Raw genomic sequence first — 19,887 nt, 5'->3', positions numbered from 1 at the left:
CCCTTCTAGGTGGTGATTTGGGCAAAAATAGGTGCTCGCGGTGGTGGTCTAGGTGGTGCGCGTGCCGTGCCAGAGCGTGTGGAAAGGAGTCGTCTGCAGTCTGTTCGTCCATGAGAGGCCCTCGGTTTCGTAGTGGATTACCAACCACGCTACGGACGTTCGAAGGTGAGTTACAGGGGTGTAATTCGCTATGTGGATATGTGTTCTAAGGAACCAACAACAACTCGTATATATGTTCGACTACAACGACAAAGAAAAAACAGGGCCGGTCCATGACCGGCCCTGTTTTTCGTTTATCCGAAGACTAGATAGCCTGGATGTTTACTGCCTGGGGACCCTTGGGGCCCTGCTCGACGTCGAAGGAAACCTTCTGGTTCTCTTCGAGGGAGCGGTAGCCCGAGGAGTTGATCGCAGAGTAGTGAGCGAAAACGTCCTGGCTGCCATCCTCAGGAGAGATGAAGCCGAAGCCCTTTTCGGAGTTGAACCATTTCACGGTACCTGTAGCCATTTTTTTCAGTCCTTACTGAAGGTGGAGATTCTCCCGACTTTCGGGTCTCCGGTGTGGGGTGTTCTCCACCGTTACTTCAGAAGGTCGCGATCCAGATGGATCGCGGGGACTGCCTGAACTACCAAATGCCAAACACAACAACACCGTCAAGTTTACATAGATCTGAGCAGATAGCTAGTGCGACGTCAGATTAATCAATCCGATGGCGGGATTACCCCCTTTAAAGAGGGCCCTCGGTGGTCATGGCGAGACTGAAACTCCCGGTTTCCATGGCGTGTGCGCGTGCGCGAGCCAAACCATTGCAGGATTCAAAGAGCGAATGAGCTGCTGCCCCTCGGTGCGGGGGTTATCAAGTTCGTCGAAAAAAACCGCTGTGTCACCGGCGATGATGGTCGGCGGTCCGTCTCCGTCAATGACGACGACCTGTGAGCCCCGAGTGTGACCTGGTGTCCGAAGGAGCCGAATCCCGGGAAGAAGTTCCAGTTCGCTGTCGACGGTGACGTAGTGCATCCCTGGTGGGTCGACCCATTCCGGGATGGTGTAGTGGTCCTGGTTGCGGGCGTCGTCAAGTTCCTGACGTTGAACGTAGACGGGCTTGCCCGCGAAGAGGTGGTTACCTCCGCAATGGTCAAAATGCAGGTGGGTGTTGACGACGATGTCGACGCTGCCGATGTCGAAGTCCTGCTCGTTCAGTGGATAAATGCGTGGCTCCATGTCGGCGACCGCCGGATGAAGCTGAGTCATGCCGGTGTCGACCAGCACGCGCCCCTCGGGGTGGTCGATGACATGCACATACACCGGCATTGCCTCGCCTTCGGCAAGCAGCTCGGCGACACGAATGGCAGTAACACGGATTGCATCGGGAGAATTCAATTCTTCACCTCAGTCCCACATCAAGGCCGTGATGTGTCCCGGCAGCAACAGATCGTTCCGCCCAGCGCGCACGCTGGGATCTGTGGCCATGATCCACAATCCCATCGGTCCGCGCGTCCGTCGAGGAGGTAAGCCCCCTTGCTGGTTTCCGGGCTGCTTGTCATGCTCTGCGTACAGTTGCCATGGAGGTACAACCTAGGAGGAAAAGCAAATGCAGATGCCCAAGCCCTCGGACGCCGACAAGGAACGCTTCCGCTCTGTGCTGCCCGATCATCCGGACGTCATCGTCAAGCCGATGTTCGGCAATCTTGGCGCTTTCGTGAATGGCAACATGTTTGCGGGACTGTTCGGTCCCACCATCGGCGTCCGCCTTTCCGAGGCTGATAAGGCCGCGCTCGAGGCTGACCATAAAACTCAACCCTTCGGCCCTGAAGAGCGTCCTATGGGCGGATACACCGGTCTTCCGGAAGCCTGGAACGAGGACGCCGGGAAGGCCGAACCATGGGTGGCCAAGGCCTTTGACTTCGTGGCCGGGCTCCCAGCGAAGAAGCCCAAAGCACGGCCTTCCAAAAACTAGATACCTCACCGTCGTTGGACCCTCGCCAAACCTGCCGTTTCATGCTGAGATCAAGCCATGCCTTCGATGAATGGACGAACAGCGCTGGTAACCGGTGCCACGGGTGGCCTGGGTAAGGCCATCGCTACTGCGCTGGCACGCGAAGGTGCCACCGTCGTCGTGGCCGGACGGACAGAAGCTCGAGCAGAAGACGCTATGCGCGACATCCGGGCCACCGTGCCGGAGGCGACCCTGGAGCCGCTTGCCTGCGATCTCTCGAGCCAAGAGTCGATCCGCTCGGCCGCTGAGCAGTTCCTTTCCCGCCACGCCGAGCTACACGTGCTTGTCAACGCGGCCGGCGTTTTCCGCAAGGAACGCCACGTGACCACAGATGGACTTGAGGTCACGTTCGCTACTAACGTGATGGGCTACTTCCTTCTCACGAATCTGCTCCTTGAAGCGCTAAAGCGCGGCGCAAGCAAGGATGAGGGGCGGCCTTCGCGGGTGGTTAACATCGCGTCGAAGTATTCGGGAGGTCCGTCGGTCACCAAGATCGATTTCGACGACCTTCAAACGGCACAGGGCACGTACAGCTACCTGCGCTCCACCCCGCCGACAATGCTGGGCCGGGTTCTCTTGACGCAAGAGTTCGCGGAGCGCCTGCGCGGATCCAACGTGATGGTGAACGCAGTTCATCCGGGCCTCGTCAAGCACACCAGTCTTCTGCAGGACGTCGGCGGACCGTTCCGCTGGATGACAAACACCTTCGGCAAGCCGGCAGAGAAGGCAGCCGACACAGCCGTTTGGCTGGCCACCGCTCCAGAAACTGCGGCGGTGTCCGGCAAGCTTTGGGCCAAGCGCAAGGAGCTGCCAACACCGGGCATGGGCTCTGACCCCGCCGCGCGGAAGCGGCTATGGGAAGAATGCACGCGACTGTCGAAAATCCTGTGATCTGACAGCGAAACCTAGCGCCTACTGACCTCCCGCAGTCGAAGTCCAGCAGGATGAGATGAGACCGGAACGGGGTTCGTTTGTGAAACGAAGGTGGTCCCTAGGCCGGGAATAGAAGCCCCCAAACAATGTGTCGGGACCCAGGGAATAGTGATGCCAAATCTCGATATTTCTTCAACTGACGCATAAGGGCGGCATTTCGATACTCAATATCGGGTAAATGGTCGATTCATTGACAATAATCCAATTGTTGTAGTTTCCTGAATCTTGGGAGCGGATGGCCTCCAGGCCTACGAATGATTGGGGACTCCGTGTTAACTACGATTCTTCTATGTCGGCTTGCATTAAGTCAGAATGGCTTGGCTGGATGAGGAAAAGCACGCCGTTCTTCAGTTCCATGGTCAGCCATGATTGGCGGCAGCTTGGCTACCCCAGCTTCGAGACTGCGGCGTTCTGGGACACAAGATCTTGCGGGGTGGCTTGTCTGCGAATGGTGTATGCCCATCTCGTGCCAGGTCTTCAAATCTCTCCTGCTGTCATCACCGAAGAATTACTTCAAGACAGCTCGTACACCGAGCAATCCGGTTGGAACCACTCTGGGCTCGCCCGCCACGCCAAAAGGCATGGTCTGGAGGCCGACCTCGTTCAGCTATCCTCTCAAGAAGACTTCATCCAGGCCGTGATTGGGCCCGGGATGCTGGTTGTCTCTATCAGCCCATCCTTCGAATCTGGCGGTCAGTCAGGCCACCTCGCTGTAATCGCGGGGATAAGCAGTTCCGGCCGCATCCGAGTCCATCGACCATCCAGCCGGCACCCGACAGATGGTTGCGATTTGCGCGTGGACCTGCAGACTTTTTGGGCCCATTTCTCGGGACGCGCGATTCACATTCGAAGTGCCTAACTGCCATGGGCAAATAAGTACCAGAGAGGACCTGCCAAGCGTAAAATCCACCCCATGGGACGCACCCCGGAAGCGGTCATCATCGGCGGAGGCCAAGCGGGACTCGCCACGAGCTACTGGCTGACCCAGGCCGGCGTCGAGCATCAAATCCTGGAAAGGCGCGACTCGCTGGGAGGTGCGTTCCAGGACCGGTGGGACGGGTTCTACATGAACACGCCGAACCTCGCACTGGGCCTGCCTGGGATGCCTTATTCCGGTGACGAACCGGACGAGTTCATACCGCGGATCGCTGCCGTGAACCTCTTCAGACGGTACGCGGAAGTGATCAATGCTCCGGTCCGCACCGGCGTGGACGTGACTCGGCTGGCGGCGTCGGCGGATGGGTTCACCATCGAGTCGTCGCTCGGGCACATGCAGGCACGCAACGTCGTCCTGGCGACCGGCGCCTATCAAGTCCCCAAGGTTCCCGCCGTTGCGGGCAATCTCCCGGAGAACATTTTCCAGCTCCACACCCACGAGTACCGCAATCCCGAGCAGCTACCTGATGGCGCTGTGCTGATTGTCGGGACCGGGCAGTCGGGCGGGCAGATCGCCGAGGAACTGCACGCGGCGGGCCGCGAAGTGCACCTGGCTGTCTCCACGTGCCCCGAAGCGCCGCGCCGGTACCGGGGCCACGACCTCATCTACTGGCTGCTGGAAGTCGGCAAACATGGGCCGGACTACGGCATCAATGCCCTTACCCGTGAGGCGCTCCCCTCCCCCGCGGCCCGTTTCGCCTGCAACCCGCTGCTCTCCGGCACGGACGGCGGCCACAACATCCACCTCCGCGAGCTCGGACGCCGCGGCATGCATCTACATGGCCACCTGGAAAACATCGACGACGGCGTCATCACCTTCAGCGACGACCTCCCCGAACGCCTGGCAACAGTCGAGTCCACCTTCGCCCAGCGCTCCGGACGCGCGATCGAGGCGTACATCGCGGCCGCGGGCATCGACGCACCCGAGCAACCGCCGGAGCCCGAGGACGATTGGCTGCCAGCAGAACCTGCCAAACTGAACCTTGCCGACGAAAACATCACATCCATCCTGTGGGCAACGGGCTACAAGCTCGATCTGAGCTTCATCGACATGCCCGTGCTGGACGAATGGGGCTACCCGCGGCACTCGCGCGGAGTCATGGAACGCCCTGGCCTGTACACAGTGGGCCTGCCCTGGCTCACGCGGCACTACTCGTCGATCGTTGGAGGGGTGGGCCTGGATGCGGAGTATGTGGCCCATAAATTAGTCGACCAGCAATAACCGCCGCCTTCGTCAGCGCTTATCCGGCGTCCCCGTCAGCCGTACTATCGTCAAAGCTATTCTCGTCGGCCTCCGCATTGTCATCGATGAGAAGCTCGTTTGGGCCATTGAGCGGACTCAGCGACAGCTTAAGTGTCTGCGTGGCTGCGGACTCCCTGGAGGCTTCTCCTCCCGCCTCCACAAGCCACCACTTAATGCCGGCCTTGCCTCCGACCGTCTTTGTCACAGCTGTTTCTACTGTCAGCTCGATGCTGTCCACACGGAACCGCACGTCACTACCAGTGCCTGCAACCATCGCCTCCCAAAGTTCCAGTCGCAGCGACTGGATTGCCTCCGCCAAGCCGACCCCGGCTGGTGCACTTTCCGATTTATCCATGTCCGCCCCTCCAGAAAACACCCGGAAGCTCATAATCAATGGCGGAGGATTATCAGTCAAGAGCTGGACGGATCTTGACCTGGAGAATGATTCGTTGGAGAAACAAGGCCCTTATTGGGAGATACCAAACGTAGAGACCTTGGACTAGACTCACACCACCGCGGCTTGTCTCGGTGTTGGACTTTCCGGACTTGGATGACGAGGAGTGCAGTGGAGGATCAGACCGGATTCACATCCGCAACTAATGAAATCCCAGGAAAACTCGCAAACCATACGGATGTCATCATTTATCCCTCCGGCGCGTCATTTGCCACTGCCACTGAAGAAGAAGCAGGAATGACCTATGCCGACCCCGTGGACAATGCAAAGGTTCCGCTCATCAAGCTTGCGGACAAACTTCACGTCCGTCTGTCTCCAAACTTTACGGTCGGAAACTTTGTTGGAAAGGTGGGTCGCGACTATCAGTATGCCAGGATTTCCGTCGACCTCGTACGCAGGGTTCAGGCTATTCAAGAGCGCGCCCAAGCTCCATTGATTATCGTTTCGGGCTATCGGCCGCCGGCAGTTAACGAACTCATCAAAGGAGCCGACCAGAGCCCACATATCGCCGGGAGAGCCGCTGACTTCAAGATTAGCGGAATCGAACCCCTTGAAGTCGCTGCCTTGGCACTCGACGAGATGGGCCCGCACGTCGGCATCGGTCTCGGCGCGGGAACCATCCACATAGAACTGCGCGAGGACCTGAAATCGTGGGTTTACACAGGGGCGAGGCTCAGCGACTCCGAATTTGCCGCGTGGGTCCATGAGAGAACCCAAAGAGCTTCTATATAGGCCTGGATCGGGAAGCAAGATACGTCAATGGCACTTCTTGAAACCGGGCGCATAGTCAATATCGGGTACGTCTACCGCGGGCAACCACGTGTTGGCTCCGGCCTGCTTGTTGGAGGGCGAATCGTACTTACCGCTGATCATGTGGCAAAAGGTTCAGGGCACGAAGTTATGCAGGCGGACGGGTCGCTCCCCGCAGACGTCTTGGTACGTTCCGGGTCAGCCACCGTCGACATTGCGCTTCTGGCCTTGCGAGAGGATACAGATCTGCCCTTTCTGTCCTACGGCCGCCTCGACCGGGACCACCTCGATGTTCTCCGCGACTGCGTCGCCGTTGGGTTTCCACGCTTTAAAGCGGTTAGTGAAGGCCGAATTGCCGTCCACACTTACGGAAGCATCCCAACGGCAGAGGGACTCCGCGCAGTTCCCGGCAGGGGTCTGGTCCGAGGCTACCTTGCATTGAAGCTCGACCCTCCGCAGCCGAGGGACTGGCCGGCTGTCTCCCCGGCGATCTCGAAACTTCGCCCTGGGCCGGCATGTCTGGAGCGGCGGTGCTGTCCAGCACCAACGACGTCATAGGCGTGATCCGCCATCACAACCCCAGCGAAGGAGCAGGCGCTCTGGCATTGACCCCCATCGAGGCCATCGACTCATTGCCTAAAGAAAGAAAAGCAGTTTTCTGGAAACATCTGAACTTGGCAGGACCCGAGGACATCAATCTGCTGCCCCGCCAGGAGAACAAGGTCGATCTCAGCAAGGCCTTCACCCCGCTCTTCAGAAGCCGACAAAATGACGGATTCGTTGGGCGGCGGGACGAAATGGAGAAGTTGTCCGCATTCATCGATGGACCCGGCGGCTTGTTGGCCATTACAGGCAGACCAGGATTCGGAAAGACATCGCTACTGGTCGAATTTTCCCAACGGTTGGGTTCTCGCGCGGCCTTTCATTTCTTCACAAGCCGGTACGATCCATACTGGCTGGACGAAGTATTTTTTCTGAGGAATATCTTGCAGCAGCTCTCCCTGAGTTCCGCCTACGATGACTTCTCGCAGCTGGACCGACTGTCTCTGCAGGCCACCCTCCACCAGCGTCTGTACGAGGCAGCCGCATCAAGTAGAACGCCAAATGTACTCATCTTTGACGGTATTGATGAGATCCAAGGATGGTCAATTGCCAACTATATCGGTGGAGCCCTACCAAAGAATTTTCACATCATTGTTTCGATACGGGATACGGGACAGGACTGGCGGGGAACATATCGCTTGCATGGGCCCGACATCATTGAGTTAAGGCTCGGCGGCTTGGGTGCGAAGTCTGTTGTTGATCTGTTCTCTACCACGGGGCTTCACACCAAATTGCTTATACAGAAACCTGGGGCCCTTGATGCTGTGATGAGAGTAGCTGCCATCAGCAGCCTGGATTTTCCGAACATCACGAAGAATACGGATACCAGTGCCGATCCGTTGTACGTCGGCCTTCTTGCCAAGGAGGCGCTGGAAAAGGAGTTTGATGTGGCAGAGCTTGAGCAGCAGCCCGAGGGCCTGAGGGCGTACCTCGATGGCTGGTGGGAGGATCTCTTCAAAGTGGCTGGAGAGAGGCCAGCGCTACTGCTTTTCGCCACATTGGCCGCCGCCCACGGGCCCCTATCGCGGACGGATCTGGAATCATTGGTACCGGAGGCGTTTGCCGATCCCACAGGAATGTTGCGCGACCATTTTGACCGGAACGTCCTTCCAAAAATCCGTCGTGTCATCCTGGGAAACGATGCGGCGGGATACACGCTTGCCCATCCCAGATTCGGGCAGCACCTATCCACGAAGTTCACCGAAGACGTACTCCAATCCGTCCGGCAAAGGCTGTTGGAGTACTGCCAAAGCTGGACCGACAACGGAAGCGGCTATGCGCTGACCCATCTCCCCATCCACACGGCGGAAATCGAACCAAATAAGCTCGTGCACCTCTATCAGGATGCCAATTACTTAACCAAAGCCATTCATACCCTTGGGATCGACAGGGTCATAGGAACACTCCTCAGGGTGCAAACTGAAGCCCACCTGAACAAAGAGGGAGAGGACGGACTGCACCAATCTCAGACGATCCTTGAACACGAAGCCCACAACCTACGCACCCATGAGGGAGCCGTTGAAGCCTATACAGCCGGGCAATTAGCCCTACAAGCCATGGTGATGGATGGCAAGAAACTCTATGATTCCGCACGCGAATATCTTGCACTCAACGTCCCGCGAGGGATTTATCCATCGTGGACAACTAACACCAGCAGTGACGCTCTCTTGCGGACGTTATCCGGGCATACTTCAGTCGTGGAAAAAGCCTCGATAACTGGCGGCGGTTCACGTGTCTTCACGTTGAGCCTGGACGGCTCGGCCAACCTTTGGGACTTGCAGACTGGCGTGCTCATCCACACCCTCCGCGCCTCGGACAGCCCTATCTCTGCCGGTACTATCACCCCCGATGGCACCACTGCCATAACTGCCAACTCCCAGGAAGAGGTTGCAAGAGTATGGGACGCTCCAAGCGGCAGCCTCCTGCATGTCTTGGAAGGACACACCGAAGAAGTCACCGCCGTCGACATTGCACCAAACAATGCACGCGCCGTCACCACAAGCAGAGATGGAGCATACGTGTGGGACATTTCCACCGGGAAACCAGTCCATTTCCTGGAGGGTCATCAAAATTGGGTGACATCCGTGGCTATCAGTCCTGACGGACGAACTGTGCTTACCACGAGTTGGGATACGACGGCGTGCTTGTGGAATCTCGCTGAAGGAAATCTGTTGTTCCGACTGGAAGGTCACAATGCCGGCGTGTCCAAGGGCCTGTTCTCCGCTGACTCCAAAACGGCCCTCACCATAAGTAATGACTCGACCGCGAGATTATGGGATGTGGAGTCCGGGACCTCCGTTCATGTGCTGGTCGGCCACGAGTCAGCCCTCACTTCCGCAATCTTCAGCCCGGGCGGCGATCAAGCTATTACAACTGCCCAGGACGGAACCGCCCGCGTCTGGGACTTGTCTACAGGGCAAACCACAGTCGTATTTCACCATCATCGTGACTGGGTGACTGACGTCGCTCATCTGGGCACGGACAATACTGTCGCGACCACAAGCCGGGACGGAACAATTGCCGTCTGGGACGTTGCCAATGGTCAGACTATTAAGTCCTGGAAAGGGCATTCTGGGCCGGTAAAAAACGTCGTTATATCCGCGTCCGGTGACGTAGCTGTCACGGCAGGAGACGACGGTACTGCGCGCATCTGGGACTTGGATGTCACCTTGAAAGCACCCAACCCTGAAGGTCACAGCGAAGCGATTACATCCCTCGGCTATGACTCGCAAAGAGCCCTGTTGATATCTGCCAGCCGTGATTCCACAGCGCGGGTTTGGGACTCGGGCAATGGTAAGTGCCAACACACACTTAAAGACCATTCCGGCCCGGTAACGGCCTTGGCGTTGGCACCAGACACTGCGGTTCTCGTTACCGGGAGCAGCGACCACATCGTACGTATTTGGGATGTGTCTACGGGCGATTTGCTGCGACAGCTAGCGGGACACGAATCCGGCGTCACTGCCGTAGCCGTCAGCGAGGCGGTCGCACGGGTCATCACGGGCGATCAGGACGGAACAATATGTCTGTGGGACCTCACAGGGGGCGGACGGGTCATGGAGCTTCCCGGCCATACAAGCCGGATAGCGAGTATTCGAGTCACCGACGATGGTCTTCGAGCGATCTCAACCAGTTGGGATGACACTGCCCGGATCTGGGATATCAAGTCAGGAAACTGTGTTCACGTCCTTAGGGCGCACTCCGGCCCTGTCACCGATGCCGCCCTCGCCCTGAACAACGAGTTGCTCATGACCATCGGCCACGATGACAAACCCCGGTTGTGGAACGTGTCGACCGGTGCCGTTGAGGCTAGCCTGGAAAGTCACTCCGGCCCGCTATCCGCACTTGCAGTTTCCACGGACGGTGCCTCGGCCCTGACGGGAGGTTGGGATGGCACCATCCGCCTTTGGGACATGAACACGAAGACCAGCAAACTCGTCATACCCCCGCTGGACGCTGGACGGGTTCTCGCGCTTGCCTTTCTGACAGATGGCACGCACTGCGCCTCGGTCCATGCAAGTGGCTCCGTAGCTTTGTGGAATCTCCCAACTGGGCATCTGGTTCAGCAGATCCGTTTGCCCTCTCAACCCACATCCGCGATAGTCTGCGGCCAGGATGGCAGCCTTATGGCTGTGGGTGAAAGTTCAGGGGCCCTGACGGTATTCAGGTCATTCAACGGATGAGACTTGACGCCGGCCGGGCAGTGGGAATCTCGATGTAGATCCACCTGTGAGTCTGGTCGCCAACGGTTCCGATCCACCCATGCATAAAGCTGCGGCTCGACATATTCGCGGAACCATAGTTTCTTCTCAGCCGCATAATTCAATGCATTCATGTCGCTTGAGTACTTCGCAGCGATACGAAGTTTTTCGGCAGCGTAGCGGCGCATGTGTTCCTTGTCAGCCCGCAACCAGTCGCGGAAACTCAATGTGAATAACCAACCCGCCGTCTCCATGACTCGCACATGGATGTTGACGTGCTGCCCAGGGTCGGAATGCGTGTGGAGGAGTTTCAACCACTGCATGGGATCTGGTTGGTAGCTCGTAGGAGTGTCCCACCATTTCCCCGGCACTGCCGGGTAGCCGGCCTCGGACAGTGTTTGCGATACGTGGTCCAGGTCGTGGAAATCAGACACGCCAACCTGGAGATCGATAACATTCTTGGCATGCAGCCCGGGGATTGCGGTAGAGCCTATGTGGTCCACTCGAACGATACTTGAAGTCGTCCCCATGACTCGTTCGGCTATCCTCGCGGCGCTTGTCCGCCACGATGGATCGGGACTAACGAGCACCGCTGGACCCTTGCGGTGTATTGGCCTTAGCGCAACGAGATTGCGGTTGAACGGAACAATGCGGTTCTCCCACAAATCATCGACCTTACTGAGGAGTATCTTAGGGTCTTTGTCCGTAAGCAAAAGATCAGGGCTATGACGCACACAGCAATGCTGCATTTCGTCGCTGACGGCAAGAACGAGATCAAACTCGGTTGTTGGACGCGTTCTCGCGACCCTGTGCAAAAGAATCCGGTCACCTTTTGGTTCAACCACGACGGGGTCGAACGAAGACGAACGTGCCACATCGACTGCGCCGCGCTCTACGAGCCTCTCAAGGACCAACGACGCATTCTCGGTCCCTGACACTATTGCTACGTTCAGCACGACTAAAGCATACGTCCCGCTTTGCTTTGCCCGCTGACCAAATGCGGCGTGTACTGAGCCAGTTGCCCTCCCCCTCACCCCTCCCCAAGCGTATGGTTCACCCATGGGAGCAATCCGCGCGTTCTTTCTTCCAGGAAGCGTCCTTCCTGCTGCGCCCGCCTACACCGACCTCATCAAAGCGCTGGGCCCCGACGTAGATGCGTTTGCGAAGGACCTGGACCTCTACGAGGCAGACGAGCCGTCACCCAATTGGTCCCTTGATACCGAGGTCGATGGAGTCCTACGCGAAGCAGACGCCAAGCAGTGGGACACGTTCCACCTTGTCGGCTACTCCGGTGGAGGAGCTGCTGCCCTCGCCTTCGCTGCCAAGCACCCTGATCGCCTGCTCAGCTTGACCCTCTTGGAGCCTGCCTGGGCCGGAGATTGGGACTGGAGCAAGGCACACTCCCGGTTGTGGAAGCGTTTTGAGGACCTCGAGTCGCTTCCGCCTGAGCAGTACATGGAGGCGTTCGCGAGGCTGGGAGTAAGGCCCGACGTCGTCCTTCCGCCTCCGCCGGCGGGTGACCCGCCGCCGTGGATGGCCAAGCGACCGGCAGGAATCAAAGCGTTCCTGCGCGATTTTGAGAAATACCATCTGGACCGCGAGCAACTCAGCGCGTTCGCAAAACCAGTCCTGTTCGTGCTCGGAGGGCTAAGCAACCCGGACCAGTACGGGGATATCGCGGACCGGCTGTCCACGGTATTCAGGGATTATCGGGTGGAAGTGTTTGAGGACCGTCACCACTTCGATCCTCCACACCGGATCGAACCCGAGCGGCTTGCTGCCGTGTTGAGGGAACACTGGAGCAGGGCTTAACACATTTACTTAGCAGCGGACATGTCATATGGGCCAAGGTCATGCTCAAGTCGTTCCCGAATCAGTCTTGACTGAAAATTCAGTCAGGATTATGGTTGAGGCACTGCATCACCGTGATGCAGCTCACGAAAGGCTTGCCATGATCAGCACGCGCTTCCGCAAAGACGCGGATTCCGCCGGTGCCGCGTCAGCGCACAAGGACCGCTTTGGCCGCATTGAGTCGGCCGGCATTGAATTCATTCCCGACGAACAACGCACCTCCCGCCCCCGGAATCTGTTCACCGTGTTCTTCGGCGGTAACTTCGCCTTCTCGGTCATCGTTTTTGGCTGGCTTCCCATCACCTTCGGCTTGGACTTCGTCGGCGCCGCCACGGCCAGCCTCACCGGACTCCTCCTTGGGACGGCCATGATCGCCCCGATGGCTCTCCTGGGGCCACGAACCGGCACCAACAACACCGTTTCCAGCGCAGCACACTTCGGCATCCGCGGGCGGTTGATCGGTTCCGCCCTGACTCTGTTGTTCGCCCTTGCGTACGCGGCCATCGCGGTCTGGACTTCGGGCGACGCACTGGTTGCAGCTGCCGAGCGGCTGCTGGGCGTGCCCGTTGACGGCACCACGCTGGCAATCGGCTACGCCGTGATCTCCGTGGAAATCGTATTGGTCGCTCTTTTTGGCCACGGCACGGTGGTGGCAATGCAGAAATTTGTCGCCCCGGTGGTCGGCATTCTGCTGCTCATGGGCGTCATTGCTTTCGCTCCCACGTTCAGCCCCTCCTCCGTGCACGCCGACTACCTTCTGGGCGATTTCTGGCCCACCTGGATTTTGTCCGCTGTCATTTCCGTCGGAGGTCCGCTTTCCTACGCACCCACGCTGGGCGACTACAGCCGGCGCGTCTCCCGAAAGCACCACTCGGATCGTTCCGTGATCGGCGCCACCTGCCTCGGCGTGTTTCTGGGCCTGTTTGTCACGGCCCTCTTCGGCGCCTTCACAGCCTCTGCCATACCGGAACTCGGCGGCTCCTACGTCGCAGATCTGGTACGTTCCGCACCAGCCTGGTATCTGCTGCCGATCCTCATCATCGCGCTGGCGGGCGGGCTGGGCCAGGGCGTGCTCAACCTCTACGCCAGCGGGCTGGACCTCGAAGCCCTCTTCCCGCGTCTGCGTCGCATCCACACCACTCTCATTACGTCGGTGATCGCCGTCGGACTCCTCTACCTCGGCGTCTTCGTGTTCAACGCGGTGGACTCCATTACCGCTATGACGCTGGTGCTCAACGGATTCGCCGGCCCTTGGGTGGCCATCAACGTCCTGGGCTTCCTGGTTGCCCGCCGCGGCGAATACCACGCCGCAGACCTCCAACTGTTTCGCGCCAACGGACCGCGCGGACGGTACTGGTTCAGCAACGGCTGGAACCTCAGGGCGGTGATCCCCTGGGCCATCGGATCAGTCTTCGGCCTGCTGGCCACGGACACATCCCTCTACACCGGCCCGCTCTCGCAGCTCGCGGGGGGAATTGACCTTAGCTTCATTGGCGCCACAGTCATCGGAGCCGTCGGCTACCTGGCGGCGCTCCGGCTTTGGCCCGAACCGCACGCCTCCCTGGCCGAGGACGCACCGGAGCGGGGTGAGCACATATTACTGTCGAACCATGACTGACAAACTATCCAGGATCCTGACCGCCGCCACCACCTGCATCGCCAGGAACGGCGTCCGGGGAATGCGGGTCAACGATGTGGCAGCAGAAGCCGGAGTTTCCCCGGGCCTCCTGTATTACCACTTCACCGACCGGGCCGGCTTGCTTGCCGCAACGCTCGAACACATCAACAAGCAGGTCAGCAAGGACGACGCCGTTCCCTCCTCCCTTGACGCCGAGGACCGCGCCCGATACTTCAGGCACCTGCTCCTTGACGAAATCAAGGACGATGCCGATGTCCGCCGGAATTCGGTGGCCTGGAACGAGCTCCGGGCCTGCTCCATCTTCGAACAGGAGCTGGCGGAACCGCTGTCCCGGACCACGGCGGAATGGAACCGTGAGATTGCCCAGGCCATCGAGGCAGCCAGCGAAGGCACCACCGAGGACGAGGCCGCAGTCACGGCCGAGATCCTCACCAGTTTGGTGGAAGGGATCTCCGGCCGCTGGCTGAACGGCTTCATCACCACAGACCACGCGCGATCCCTGCTGACGACGGCCATCAACTCACTCACTGCAGCACGTCCGACCGCACCGGAGGAACCTTCCGGACAGGGTCTGAGCAAATGAACCACCGACCCAACTCTCAAGCACTTATCAAACGAAGCGGTTCCAACCGAATCCCGCGATCATGCAAGGACCCCTAGGGTCCCGTTAGGAAGCACCACCATGGACATCATCGTCAACACCGAACCGCCCGCCTCCTTCGCCCGGAGCCAGGACAGCCCCCGCCGGCCCCTCCGCGTGGCTCTGGTCCAGCACCGCTGGCGGGAAAACGCCGCAGAGCTGACGTCGGTACTGACCGGGGCCATCGGCCAGGGCGCCGACGCCGGAGCCAAGGCTGTGTTCCTGCCGGAACTTACGCTGTCTAAGTACCCAGCCAACGTCCGGGCCGACAACGACCCCGCACGGAATGCCGAGGACCTGCACAACGGCCCCACCTTCGAGTTCGCAGCCAACGCTGCCAGGAAACATGGCGTCACCGTGCACGCCTCGCTCTACGAGCGCTCAGACGGAAACGACGGACTCGGCTTCAACACCGCCATCCTCGTCTCGCCCCAGGGCGAGCTGTTGGCACGCACCCGCAAGACCCACATTCCGGTCAGCGCCGGCTACTACGAAGACACGTACTTCCGCGCCGGACCGGCCGTCGACGCCTACCCGGTGTACCGCCCTGCGGAACTGGACGGGGCCGCCGTCGGACTCCCCACCTGCTGGGACGAATGGTTCCCGGAGGTCGCCCGGCTGTATTCGCTGGCCGGCGCGGAAATCCTGGTCTACCCCACGGCCATCGGCTCGGAGCCGACCTTCCCGGAGTTCGACCACCAGCCGCTGTGGCAGCACGTGATCACAAGCCACGGCATCACGAACGGCACGTTCATGGTGGTCCCCAACCGGACGGGCGACGAAGGCGATATCAACTTCTACGGTTCCTCGTTCATTTCCGATCCCTACGGCCGAGTCCTGGTCCAGGCGTCGCGGGACCGGGAAGCCGTCTTGGTGGCCGACCTCGATCTGGACCAGCGCAAGGACTGGCTGGATCTGTTTCCGTTCCTGACCACGCGCCGCCCCGACACCTACGCCGAGCTCACCCGGGACGTCGATATCGACCGCCCCTATGGCGCTGTATCCGCCAAGCAGACCGCGGGCCAGCCATGAGCTGGATAATGCCCAGCGAAACGGCCCCCCAGGAAAGGATCTGGATGGCATTTCCGCCAGAGCGATCCTCAATAGGCCACACCACGGAGGAAACCCATGAGGCCCGCACTGCGTGGGCAGCCGTGGCGCACGCAGTGGCGGAATTCGAGCCGGTCACAATGGTCGTGGACCCGCCGGACCTTGCTGCCGCCCGGACCTATCTTTCGGCTGCCATCGATTTGGTGGAGGTGCCCCTCGATGATGCCTGGATGCGGGACATCGGGCCCACATTCGTCACCGACGACGGCGGCCGGTTGGGTGGGGTGGACTGGGTCTTCAACGGCTGGGGGCAGCAGGACTGGGCCACTTGGGACAAAGACTCCGGGGTCGGTGCGGAAGTAGTGAGGCTGGCAGGGGCCGAACTGCTGGACAGTCCTCTGGTCAATGAAGGCGGCGGGATCCAGGTGGACGGTCTGGGCACCGTGCTGGTCACCGAGACGGTGCAGCTGGATAAGTTCCGGAATCCGCACCTGACCAAGGCGGACGTCGAAGCCGAGCTGGCCCGCACCATCGGAGCGACGCATGTCATCTGGCTGCCGCGCGGGCTGACCCGTGATTCGCAGGAACTCGGAACCCGCGGACATGTGGACATCGTGGCCGCTATCCCCTCGCCCGGTGTGCTGCTGGTCCACTCCCAACGCAACCCATCGCACCCGGACTTCCCTATCACCGCCGACATCATTACGATGCTCGCCGGGACCCGGGACGCCCAGGGCCGCGCCTGGGACATCGTCGAGGTACCGGCCCCGGACACACTGCGCGACGAGCTCGACTGGGTCGACTACAGCTACATCAACCACTTGGTGGTGAACGGTGGCGTCATCGCCTGCAGTTTCGATGACCCCGCGGACGCTGGGGCCCGCCGGATCCTGGAGCAGGCGTACCCGGGCCGCAAAGTAGTGATGGTAGATGCCCGTCCCATCTTCGCCCGGGGCGGCGGCATCCACTGCATCACCCAGCATCAGCCGGCCGTCTGACCTCAGCAGTCCTTAGCCCCCGCAGTGGGGGGCGTCATCCGCCGCCCACTTCGATGGTCCAGTCGATGACTAAACCCTTGGTGGGTAGCCTCAGTTACGGAAAGCCCATCGGTCCCCCACCGGTGGGCTTTCTTCGTCTCACGGTTCAGATCTGACGCGGCAGGCGGCGACCTGATTACCAGCGAGCCCGACCTGCTCTGATCCTCACTCCCTACAGGCATCCCGGTGCGCCGTCTCAGTTCCTCACAACCGGGACACATCGGGGCGGGACACTCCCCCAGAGACGCTGTCATTGTTCGCAGTCGCTTGCACTGATGTCCTCTCTATTCCGCGGTGTGCGCAACCGCCTATGACCACGTATTGATCGAAGTCGGCTGCACAAACGAGTCATTTCGCGTCCCACGGCTCTGGACTAGGTTTTTCGCATGGGTGTTCTGTTCTCGGCCCTGTTCCCGCGGTGACGAAATGACGGACAACGATGTTCCGCTCTTCAGTCATGGCCTATTGGCCATGACCGAAGAGGACTGGGATACCGCGGTCCGAACCGCCGCCGTGATCACTCCCCTGTCGCAGCGGGACGTAATAGGGCTCAGCGCTGCGGCCGAAGCTGCAGCGCAGCTGGGTGTGTCCCTGCGGCAGGTCTATGTTCTGGTTGATCGGTGCAGGCGCGGTTCCGGCAACGCAACCGACCTGTTGCCAGGGCAGTCAGATGGCGGACGCGGGACCTGGCGGTTGGCCGGGCCCGTCGAAGACGTACTGCAGGACTTGATTCGGGCCCGTTATCTGAAGCGGCAAAAGCTATCCTTGGCGGCCCTTCACCGCGATGTCGTCCAAGCTTGTTCCGTCAAAGGTCTGGCCGCACCCTCCCGGAGCACAGTTGCCCGCCGGATAGCAGCCCTGCATCCTGTCGACGTCACCCGTCGGAGGGAAGGCGCAGACGCAGCGCGTCCTTTGCAGGCAGCCGGCGGCTCGCCTCCAACCGTTAATCGCCCGCTGGACCAAGTGCAGATCGACCACACCGTGATTGACCTGATCGTGGTGGACGAGCACGACCGGCAACCCGTGGGACGGCCATACCTGACAGTGGCCATAGATGCGTTCAGTCGATGCGTGGTCGGGATGGTCCTCACATTGGAGCTACCTTCAGCGGTTTCGGTAGGACTTTGCCTGGCGCACGCCTGCTGCGACAAGCGACCCTGGCTGGAGCGTCTTGGGATCGAGGCGAACTGGCCGATGAGCGGCAAGCCCGAACAGCTATACGTCGACAACGCGGCGGAGTTCAAGAGCGAGGCTCTAAAGCGAGGCTGTGAGCAGCATGCCATCAGACTCGCATACCGCCCGCCGGGAAGGCCGCACTACGGCGGAATTGTGGAACGAGTCATCGGCACGGCCATGACCATGGTCCATGAACTACCTGGAACGACCTTTTCCAACACAGCTCAGCGCGGTACCTACAACGCCGAGAAGATGGCGTCATTGACGCTGCGGGAAGTGGAACGCTGGCTGATCCTTGCAGTAGCCGGCTATCACGGCAGCGTCCACAGCAGTCTGCACCAAACACCCGCGGCCCGATGGGCCGAAGGGATCGCTGCATCTCCTACCAGCCCATCGGTGGCAGCGAACCCCACCGCGTTCCTCGTGGACTTTCTTCCCGTCATCCGAAGGACGCTGAGTCGGACAGGATTCGTCATCGACCACGTCCACTACTTCGCCAACGCACTCAAGCCATGGATCGCCCGGCGCAAAAAGCTGGGAAAGTTCGTCATCCGCCGAGACCCACGCGATATCAGTCGAGTCTGGGTTCTCGACCCGGAAGGACATCACTACATCGAAGTGCCTTACCGCATTTTGTCCCACCCTGCGGTCACGCTCTGGGAACATCGTCAGGCCCTGGAGCGGCTCCGACGTGACGGAAGGGCCGGCGTCGACGAGCTGGACCTTTTCCGCATGATTTCCCTGAGGCGCGAGATCGCCCAATCCGCGCGGAAGACTACCAGGAAGACGCGCAGAGAGAACGAACATCGCGGACACCTAGCTGCGGCAGAGACTCTCCCGACAGTACCTGAGCCGCCAGAATCGCCCGGGGCCAACACTGACGCGAGCAGACCGGACGTTGTGCCGTTTGAAGAAATCGAGGAATGGTAGGCGTGGACGAAGAACTTACGGCGCAGGATCTTGACCATCTTGGGGCCACTGCGCAGGCAGCAGCCCGATTGCCGGATGCTGAGCGGATCAAAAGGATCCGCTCTGACCGGTGGATTGGCTATCCTCGAGCCCAGACCACCTTGGCCAGGCTGGAGACTTTCTACGATTGGCCGACGAAGCAGCGGATGCCGAATCTGCTGCTGGTCGGGCCGACCAACAACGGCAAATCCATGATCATCGAGAAGTTCCGACGCCGGCACCCGTCTATCTCCGAACCTGATCGCGAGCACATTCCAGTTCTAAGCATCCAGATGCCCTCGGACCCATCAGTCAGCCGCTTCTACGCTGCCCTCCTGGACGCGACAGGAGCCCCACCACGGCCCAGGCAGCGGCTGGCCGACCAGGAACGGCTCGCTCTATCCGTCCTGCGGAGCGTGGGGGTTCGGATGCTTGTCATTGACGAGCTTCATAACGTGCTCTCAGGAAGGGACAGCAGCAGGCGAGAATTTCTTAACCTCTTGCGCTTCCTCGGCAACGAACTCCGGATCCCCCTTGTCGGCGTCGGAACCCGCGACGCGTACTTGGCGATCCGTTCCGATGACCAGCTGGAGAACCGCTTCGAGCCCATCACACTCCCGCGCTGGAAGGAAGACGCCGACACCCTGTCGCTGCTCGCCAGCTTTGCTTCCTCGTTCCCGCTCCGCAAACGTTCAACGATCGCCACCACCGAGATGGCAAACTACCTGCTGGCACGCAGCGAAGCAACCATCGGGGAACTGACGCTGCTGCTGACAGAAGCAGCAGTCGCCGCCGTGGACAGCGGCAACGAAGCAATCAACCACAGCAGCCTGAGCCTGGCTGCCTACGCTGGCCCGAGCGAACGTCGCCGCCTTCTTGAACGCGAGCTGGCATGACGGTGCCGACGCGGTGGCCACAACACCCCCGGC

At 60.1% G+C, this 19,887-nt stretch carries 19 protein-coding genes; 15 read left to right on the top strand and 4 right to left on the bottom strand.

Features of this window, described 5'->3' with window-relative positions:
• Positions 1-304: 304 nt before the first annotated feature.
• Together cspE and ACZ5G6_RS06240 are read right to left on the bottom strand one after the other, a co-directional pair.
• Positions 305-508, bottom strand: a complete 204-nt coding sequence (cspE, locus tag ACZ5G6_RS06245) for a transcription antiterminator/RNA stability regulator CspE (protein WP_011773907.1) — start codon at positions 506-508, stop codon at positions 305-307.
• Positions 509-748: 240 nt separating this feature from the next.
• On the bottom strand, positions 749-1,381 hold the full coding sequence (locus ACZ5G6_RS06240) for an MBL fold metallo-hydrolase (protein WP_498690202.1): 633 nt from the start codon (positions 1,379-1,381) through the stop codon (positions 749-751).
• Between the two features lie 211 nt (positions 1,382-1,592).
• Here ACZ5G6_RS06240 and ACZ5G6_RS06235 point away from each other — a divergent pair, with 211 nt between their 5' ends.
• The 4 genes from ACZ5G6_RS06235 to ACZ5G6_RS06220 all read left to right on the top strand — a co-directional run bounded on the left by ACZ5G6_RS06235 (position 1,593) and on the right by ACZ5G6_RS06220 (position 5,088).
• Positions 1,593-1,958, top strand: coding sequence for a TfoX/Sxy family protein (locus tag ACZ5G6_RS06235; protein ID WP_498690201.1), 366 nt, complete (start codon positions 1,593-1,595; stop codon positions 1,956-1,958).
• Between the two features lie 57 nt (positions 1,959-2,015).
• A complete protein-coding gene (locus tag ACZ5G6_RS06230) occupies positions 2,016-2,888 on the top strand; it encodes an SDR family NAD(P)-dependent oxidoreductase (RefSeq protein ID WP_498690199.1) in 873 nt (290 codons plus the stop codon).
• A 277-nt stretch (positions 2,889-3,165) separates the two neighbouring features.
• Positions 3,166-3,789 (top strand): cysteine peptidase family C39 domain-containing protein, encoded by a 624-nt coding sequence (locus ACZ5G6_RS06225; RefSeq protein WP_498690198.1) that lies wholly within the window; start codon positions 3,166-3,168, stop codon positions 3,787-3,789.
• A 54-nt stretch (positions 3,790-3,843) separates the two neighbouring features.
• On the top strand, positions 3,844-5,088 hold the full coding sequence (locus tag ACZ5G6_RS06220) for a flavin-containing monooxygenase (protein ID WP_498690195.1): 1,245 nt from the start codon (positions 3,844-3,846) through the stop codon (positions 5,086-5,088).
• A gap of 19 nt (positions 5,089-5,107) precedes the next feature.
• Here the strand turns inward: ACZ5G6_RS06220 and ACZ5G6_RS06215 are convergent, their stop codons facing one another.
• Positions 5,108-5,464 (bottom strand): trypco2 family protein, encoded by a 357-nt coding sequence (locus ACZ5G6_RS06215; RefSeq protein ID WP_498690193.1) that lies wholly within the window; start codon positions 5,462-5,464, stop codon positions 5,108-5,110.
• Positions 5,465-5,674: 210 nt separating this feature from the next.
• Here ACZ5G6_RS06215 and ACZ5G6_RS06210 point away from each other — a divergent pair, with 210 nt between their 5' ends.
• Genes ACZ5G6_RS06210 through ACZ5G6_RS06200 form a run of 3 tightly spaced genes read left to right on the top strand, consistent with a single transcriptional unit; the run spans position 5,675 to position 10,599 of the window.
• Positions 5,675-6,295 (top strand): D-Ala-D-Ala carboxypeptidase family metallohydrolase, encoded by a 621-nt coding sequence (locus ACZ5G6_RS06210; protein ID WP_498690191.1) that lies wholly within the window; start codon positions 5,675-5,677, stop codon positions 6,293-6,295.
• Positions 6,296-6,322: 27 nt separating this feature from the next.
• Positions 6,323-6,871, top strand: coding sequence for a trypsin-like peptidase domain-containing protein (locus tag ACZ5G6_RS06205; protein ID WP_498690189.1), 549 nt, complete (start codon positions 6,323-6,325; stop codon positions 6,869-6,871).
• A gap of 47 nt (positions 6,872-6,918) precedes the next feature.
• Entirely contained in the window at positions 6,919-10,599 is a 3,681-nt protein-coding gene (locus ACZ5G6_RS06200; RefSeq protein ID WP_498690187.1) for a beta-propeller domain-containing protein, read from the top strand.
• Here the strand turns inward: ACZ5G6_RS06200 and ACZ5G6_RS06195 are convergent.
• On the bottom strand, positions 10,500-11,432 hold the full coding sequence (locus ACZ5G6_RS06195; protein WP_498691777.1) for a GrpB family protein: 933 nt from the start codon (positions 11,430-11,432) through the stop codon (positions 10,500-10,502). The two genes, ACZ5G6_RS06200 and ACZ5G6_RS06195, sit on opposite strands and share 100 nt — an antisense overlap.
• Here ACZ5G6_RS06195 and ACZ5G6_RS06190 point away from each other — a divergent pair.
• From ACZ5G6_RS06190 to ACZ5G6_RS06155, 8 genes are all read left to right on the top strand, one after another.
• Positions 11,343-11,552 carry a hypothetical protein gene (locus ACZ5G6_RS06190; RefSeq protein WP_498692023.1) on the top strand — a complete coding sequence of 70 codons (210 nt, stop codon included), beginning with the start codon at positions 11,343-11,345 and terminating at the stop codon, positions 11,550-11,552. The genes ACZ5G6_RS06195 and ACZ5G6_RS06190 overlap by 90 nt on opposite strands.
• Positions 11,553-11,676: 124 nt before the next feature.
• The gene (locus ACZ5G6_RS06185; protein WP_498690184.1) at positions 11,677-12,429 is read left to right on the top strand and encodes an alpha/beta fold hydrolase; all 753 of its coding nucleotides are present in this window, start codon (positions 11,677-11,679) and stop codon (positions 12,427-12,429) included.
• A gap of 139 nt (positions 12,430-12,568) precedes the next feature.
• Positions 12,569-14,086, top strand: a complete 1,518-nt coding sequence (locus tag ACZ5G6_RS06180; protein ID WP_498690182.1) for a purine-cytosine permease family protein — start codon at positions 12,569-12,571, stop codon at positions 14,084-14,086.
• Positions 14,079-14,690 carry a TetR/AcrR family transcriptional regulator gene (locus ACZ5G6_RS06175; protein WP_498690180.1) on the top strand — a complete coding sequence of 204 codons (612 nt, stop codon included), beginning with the start codon at positions 14,079-14,081 and terminating at the stop codon, positions 14,688-14,690. Before ACZ5G6_RS06180 ends, ACZ5G6_RS06175 begins: the two co-directional genes overlap by 8 nt.
• Before the next feature lie 99 nt (positions 14,691-14,789).
• Entirely contained in the window at positions 14,790-15,779 is a 990-nt protein-coding gene (locus tag ACZ5G6_RS06170) for a nitrilase-related carbon-nitrogen hydrolase (protein WP_498690178.1), read from the top strand.
• Positions 15,780-15,823: 44 nt separating this feature from the next.
• Positions 15,824-16,795 carry an agmatine deiminase family protein gene (locus tag ACZ5G6_RS06165; protein ID WP_498690175.1) on the top strand — a complete coding sequence of 324 codons (972 nt, stop codon included), beginning with the start codon at positions 15,824-15,826 and terminating at the stop codon, positions 16,793-16,795.
• A gap of 465 nt (positions 16,796-17,260) precedes the next feature.
• Entirely contained in the window at positions 17,261-18,940 is a 1,680-nt protein-coding gene (locus ACZ5G6_RS06160; protein ID WP_498690173.1) for a TnsB C-terminal domain-containing protein, read from the top strand.
• On the top strand, positions 18,934-19,854 hold the full coding sequence (locus ACZ5G6_RS06155) for a TniB family NTP-binding protein (protein WP_498690171.1): 921 nt from the start codon (positions 18,934-18,936) through the stop codon (positions 19,852-19,854). The genes ACZ5G6_RS06160 and ACZ5G6_RS06155 overlap by 7 nt, the downstream gene beginning before the upstream one ends.
• Positions 19,855-19,887: the final 33 nt, after the last annotated feature.

Source organism: Arthrobacter sp. TmtSoilC51 (assembly GCF_055388015.1).
Note: the sequence above shows the minus strand (reverse complement) of the source record. Positions and strands in the feature narration are given on the sequence as shown.

What these genes read in the sequence shown, in the direction of transcription:
- cspE (WP_011773907.1), bottom strand. Translation starts at nt 508, where the DNA reads ATGGCTACAGGTACCGTGAAATGGTTCAACTCCGAAAAGGGCTTCGGC.
- ACZ5G6_RS06235 (WP_498690201.1), top strand. Translation starts at nt 1,593, where the DNA reads ATGCAGATGCCCAAGCCCTCGGACGCCGACAAGGAACGCTTCCGCTCT.
- ACZ5G6_RS06230 (WP_498690199.1), top strand. Translation starts at nt 2,016, where the DNA reads ATGCCTTCGATGAATGGACGAACAGCGCTGGTAACCGGTGCCACGGGT.
- ACZ5G6_RS06225 (WP_498690198.1), top strand. Translation starts at nt 3,166, where the DNA reads ATGGCCTCCAGGCCTACGAATGATTGGGGACTCCGTGTTAACTACGAT.
- ACZ5G6_RS06220 (WP_498690195.1), top strand. Translation starts at nt 3,844, where the DNA reads ATGGGACGCACCCCGGAAGCGGTCATCATCGGCGGAGGCCAAGCGGGA.
- ACZ5G6_RS06215 (WP_498690193.1), bottom strand. Translation starts at nt 5,464, where the DNA reads ATGGATAAATCGGAAAGTGCACCAGCCGGGGTCGGCTTGGCGGAGGCA.
- ACZ5G6_RS06205 (WP_498690189.1), top strand. Translation starts at nt 6,323, where the DNA reads ATGGCACTTCTTGAAACCGGGCGCATAGTCAATATCGGGTACGTCTAC.
- ACZ5G6_RS06190 (WP_498692023.1), top strand. Translation starts at nt 11,343, where the DNA reads ATGACGCACACAGCAATGCTGCATTTCGTCGCTGACGGCAAGAACGAG.
- ACZ5G6_RS06185 (WP_498690184.1), top strand. Translation starts at nt 11,677, where the DNA reads ATGGGAGCAATCCGCGCGTTCTTTCTTCCAGGAAGCGTCCTTCCTGCT.
- ACZ5G6_RS06180 (WP_498690182.1), top strand. Translation starts at nt 12,569, where the DNA reads ATGATCAGCACGCGCTTCCGCAAAGACGCGGATTCCGCCGGTGCCGCG.
- ACZ5G6_RS06175 (WP_498690180.1), top strand. Translation starts at nt 14,079, where the DNA reads ATGACTGACAAACTATCCAGGATCCTGACCGCCGCCACCACCTGCATC.
- ACZ5G6_RS06170 (WP_498690178.1), top strand. Translation starts at nt 14,790, where the DNA reads ATGGACATCATCGTCAACACCGAACCGCCCGCCTCCTTCGCCCGGAGC.
- ACZ5G6_RS06165 (WP_498690175.1), top strand. Translation starts at nt 15,824, where the DNA reads ATGGCATTTCCGCCAGAGCGATCCTCAATAGGCCACACCACGGAGGAA.
- ACZ5G6_RS06160 (WP_498690173.1), top strand. Translation starts at nt 17,261, where the DNA reads ATGACGGACAACGATGTTCCGCTCTTCAGTCATGGCCTATTGGCCATG.
- ACZ5G6_RS06155 (WP_498690171.1), top strand. Translation starts at nt 18,934, where the DNA reads ATGGTAGGCGTGGACGAAGAACTTACGGCGCAGGATCTTGACCATCTT.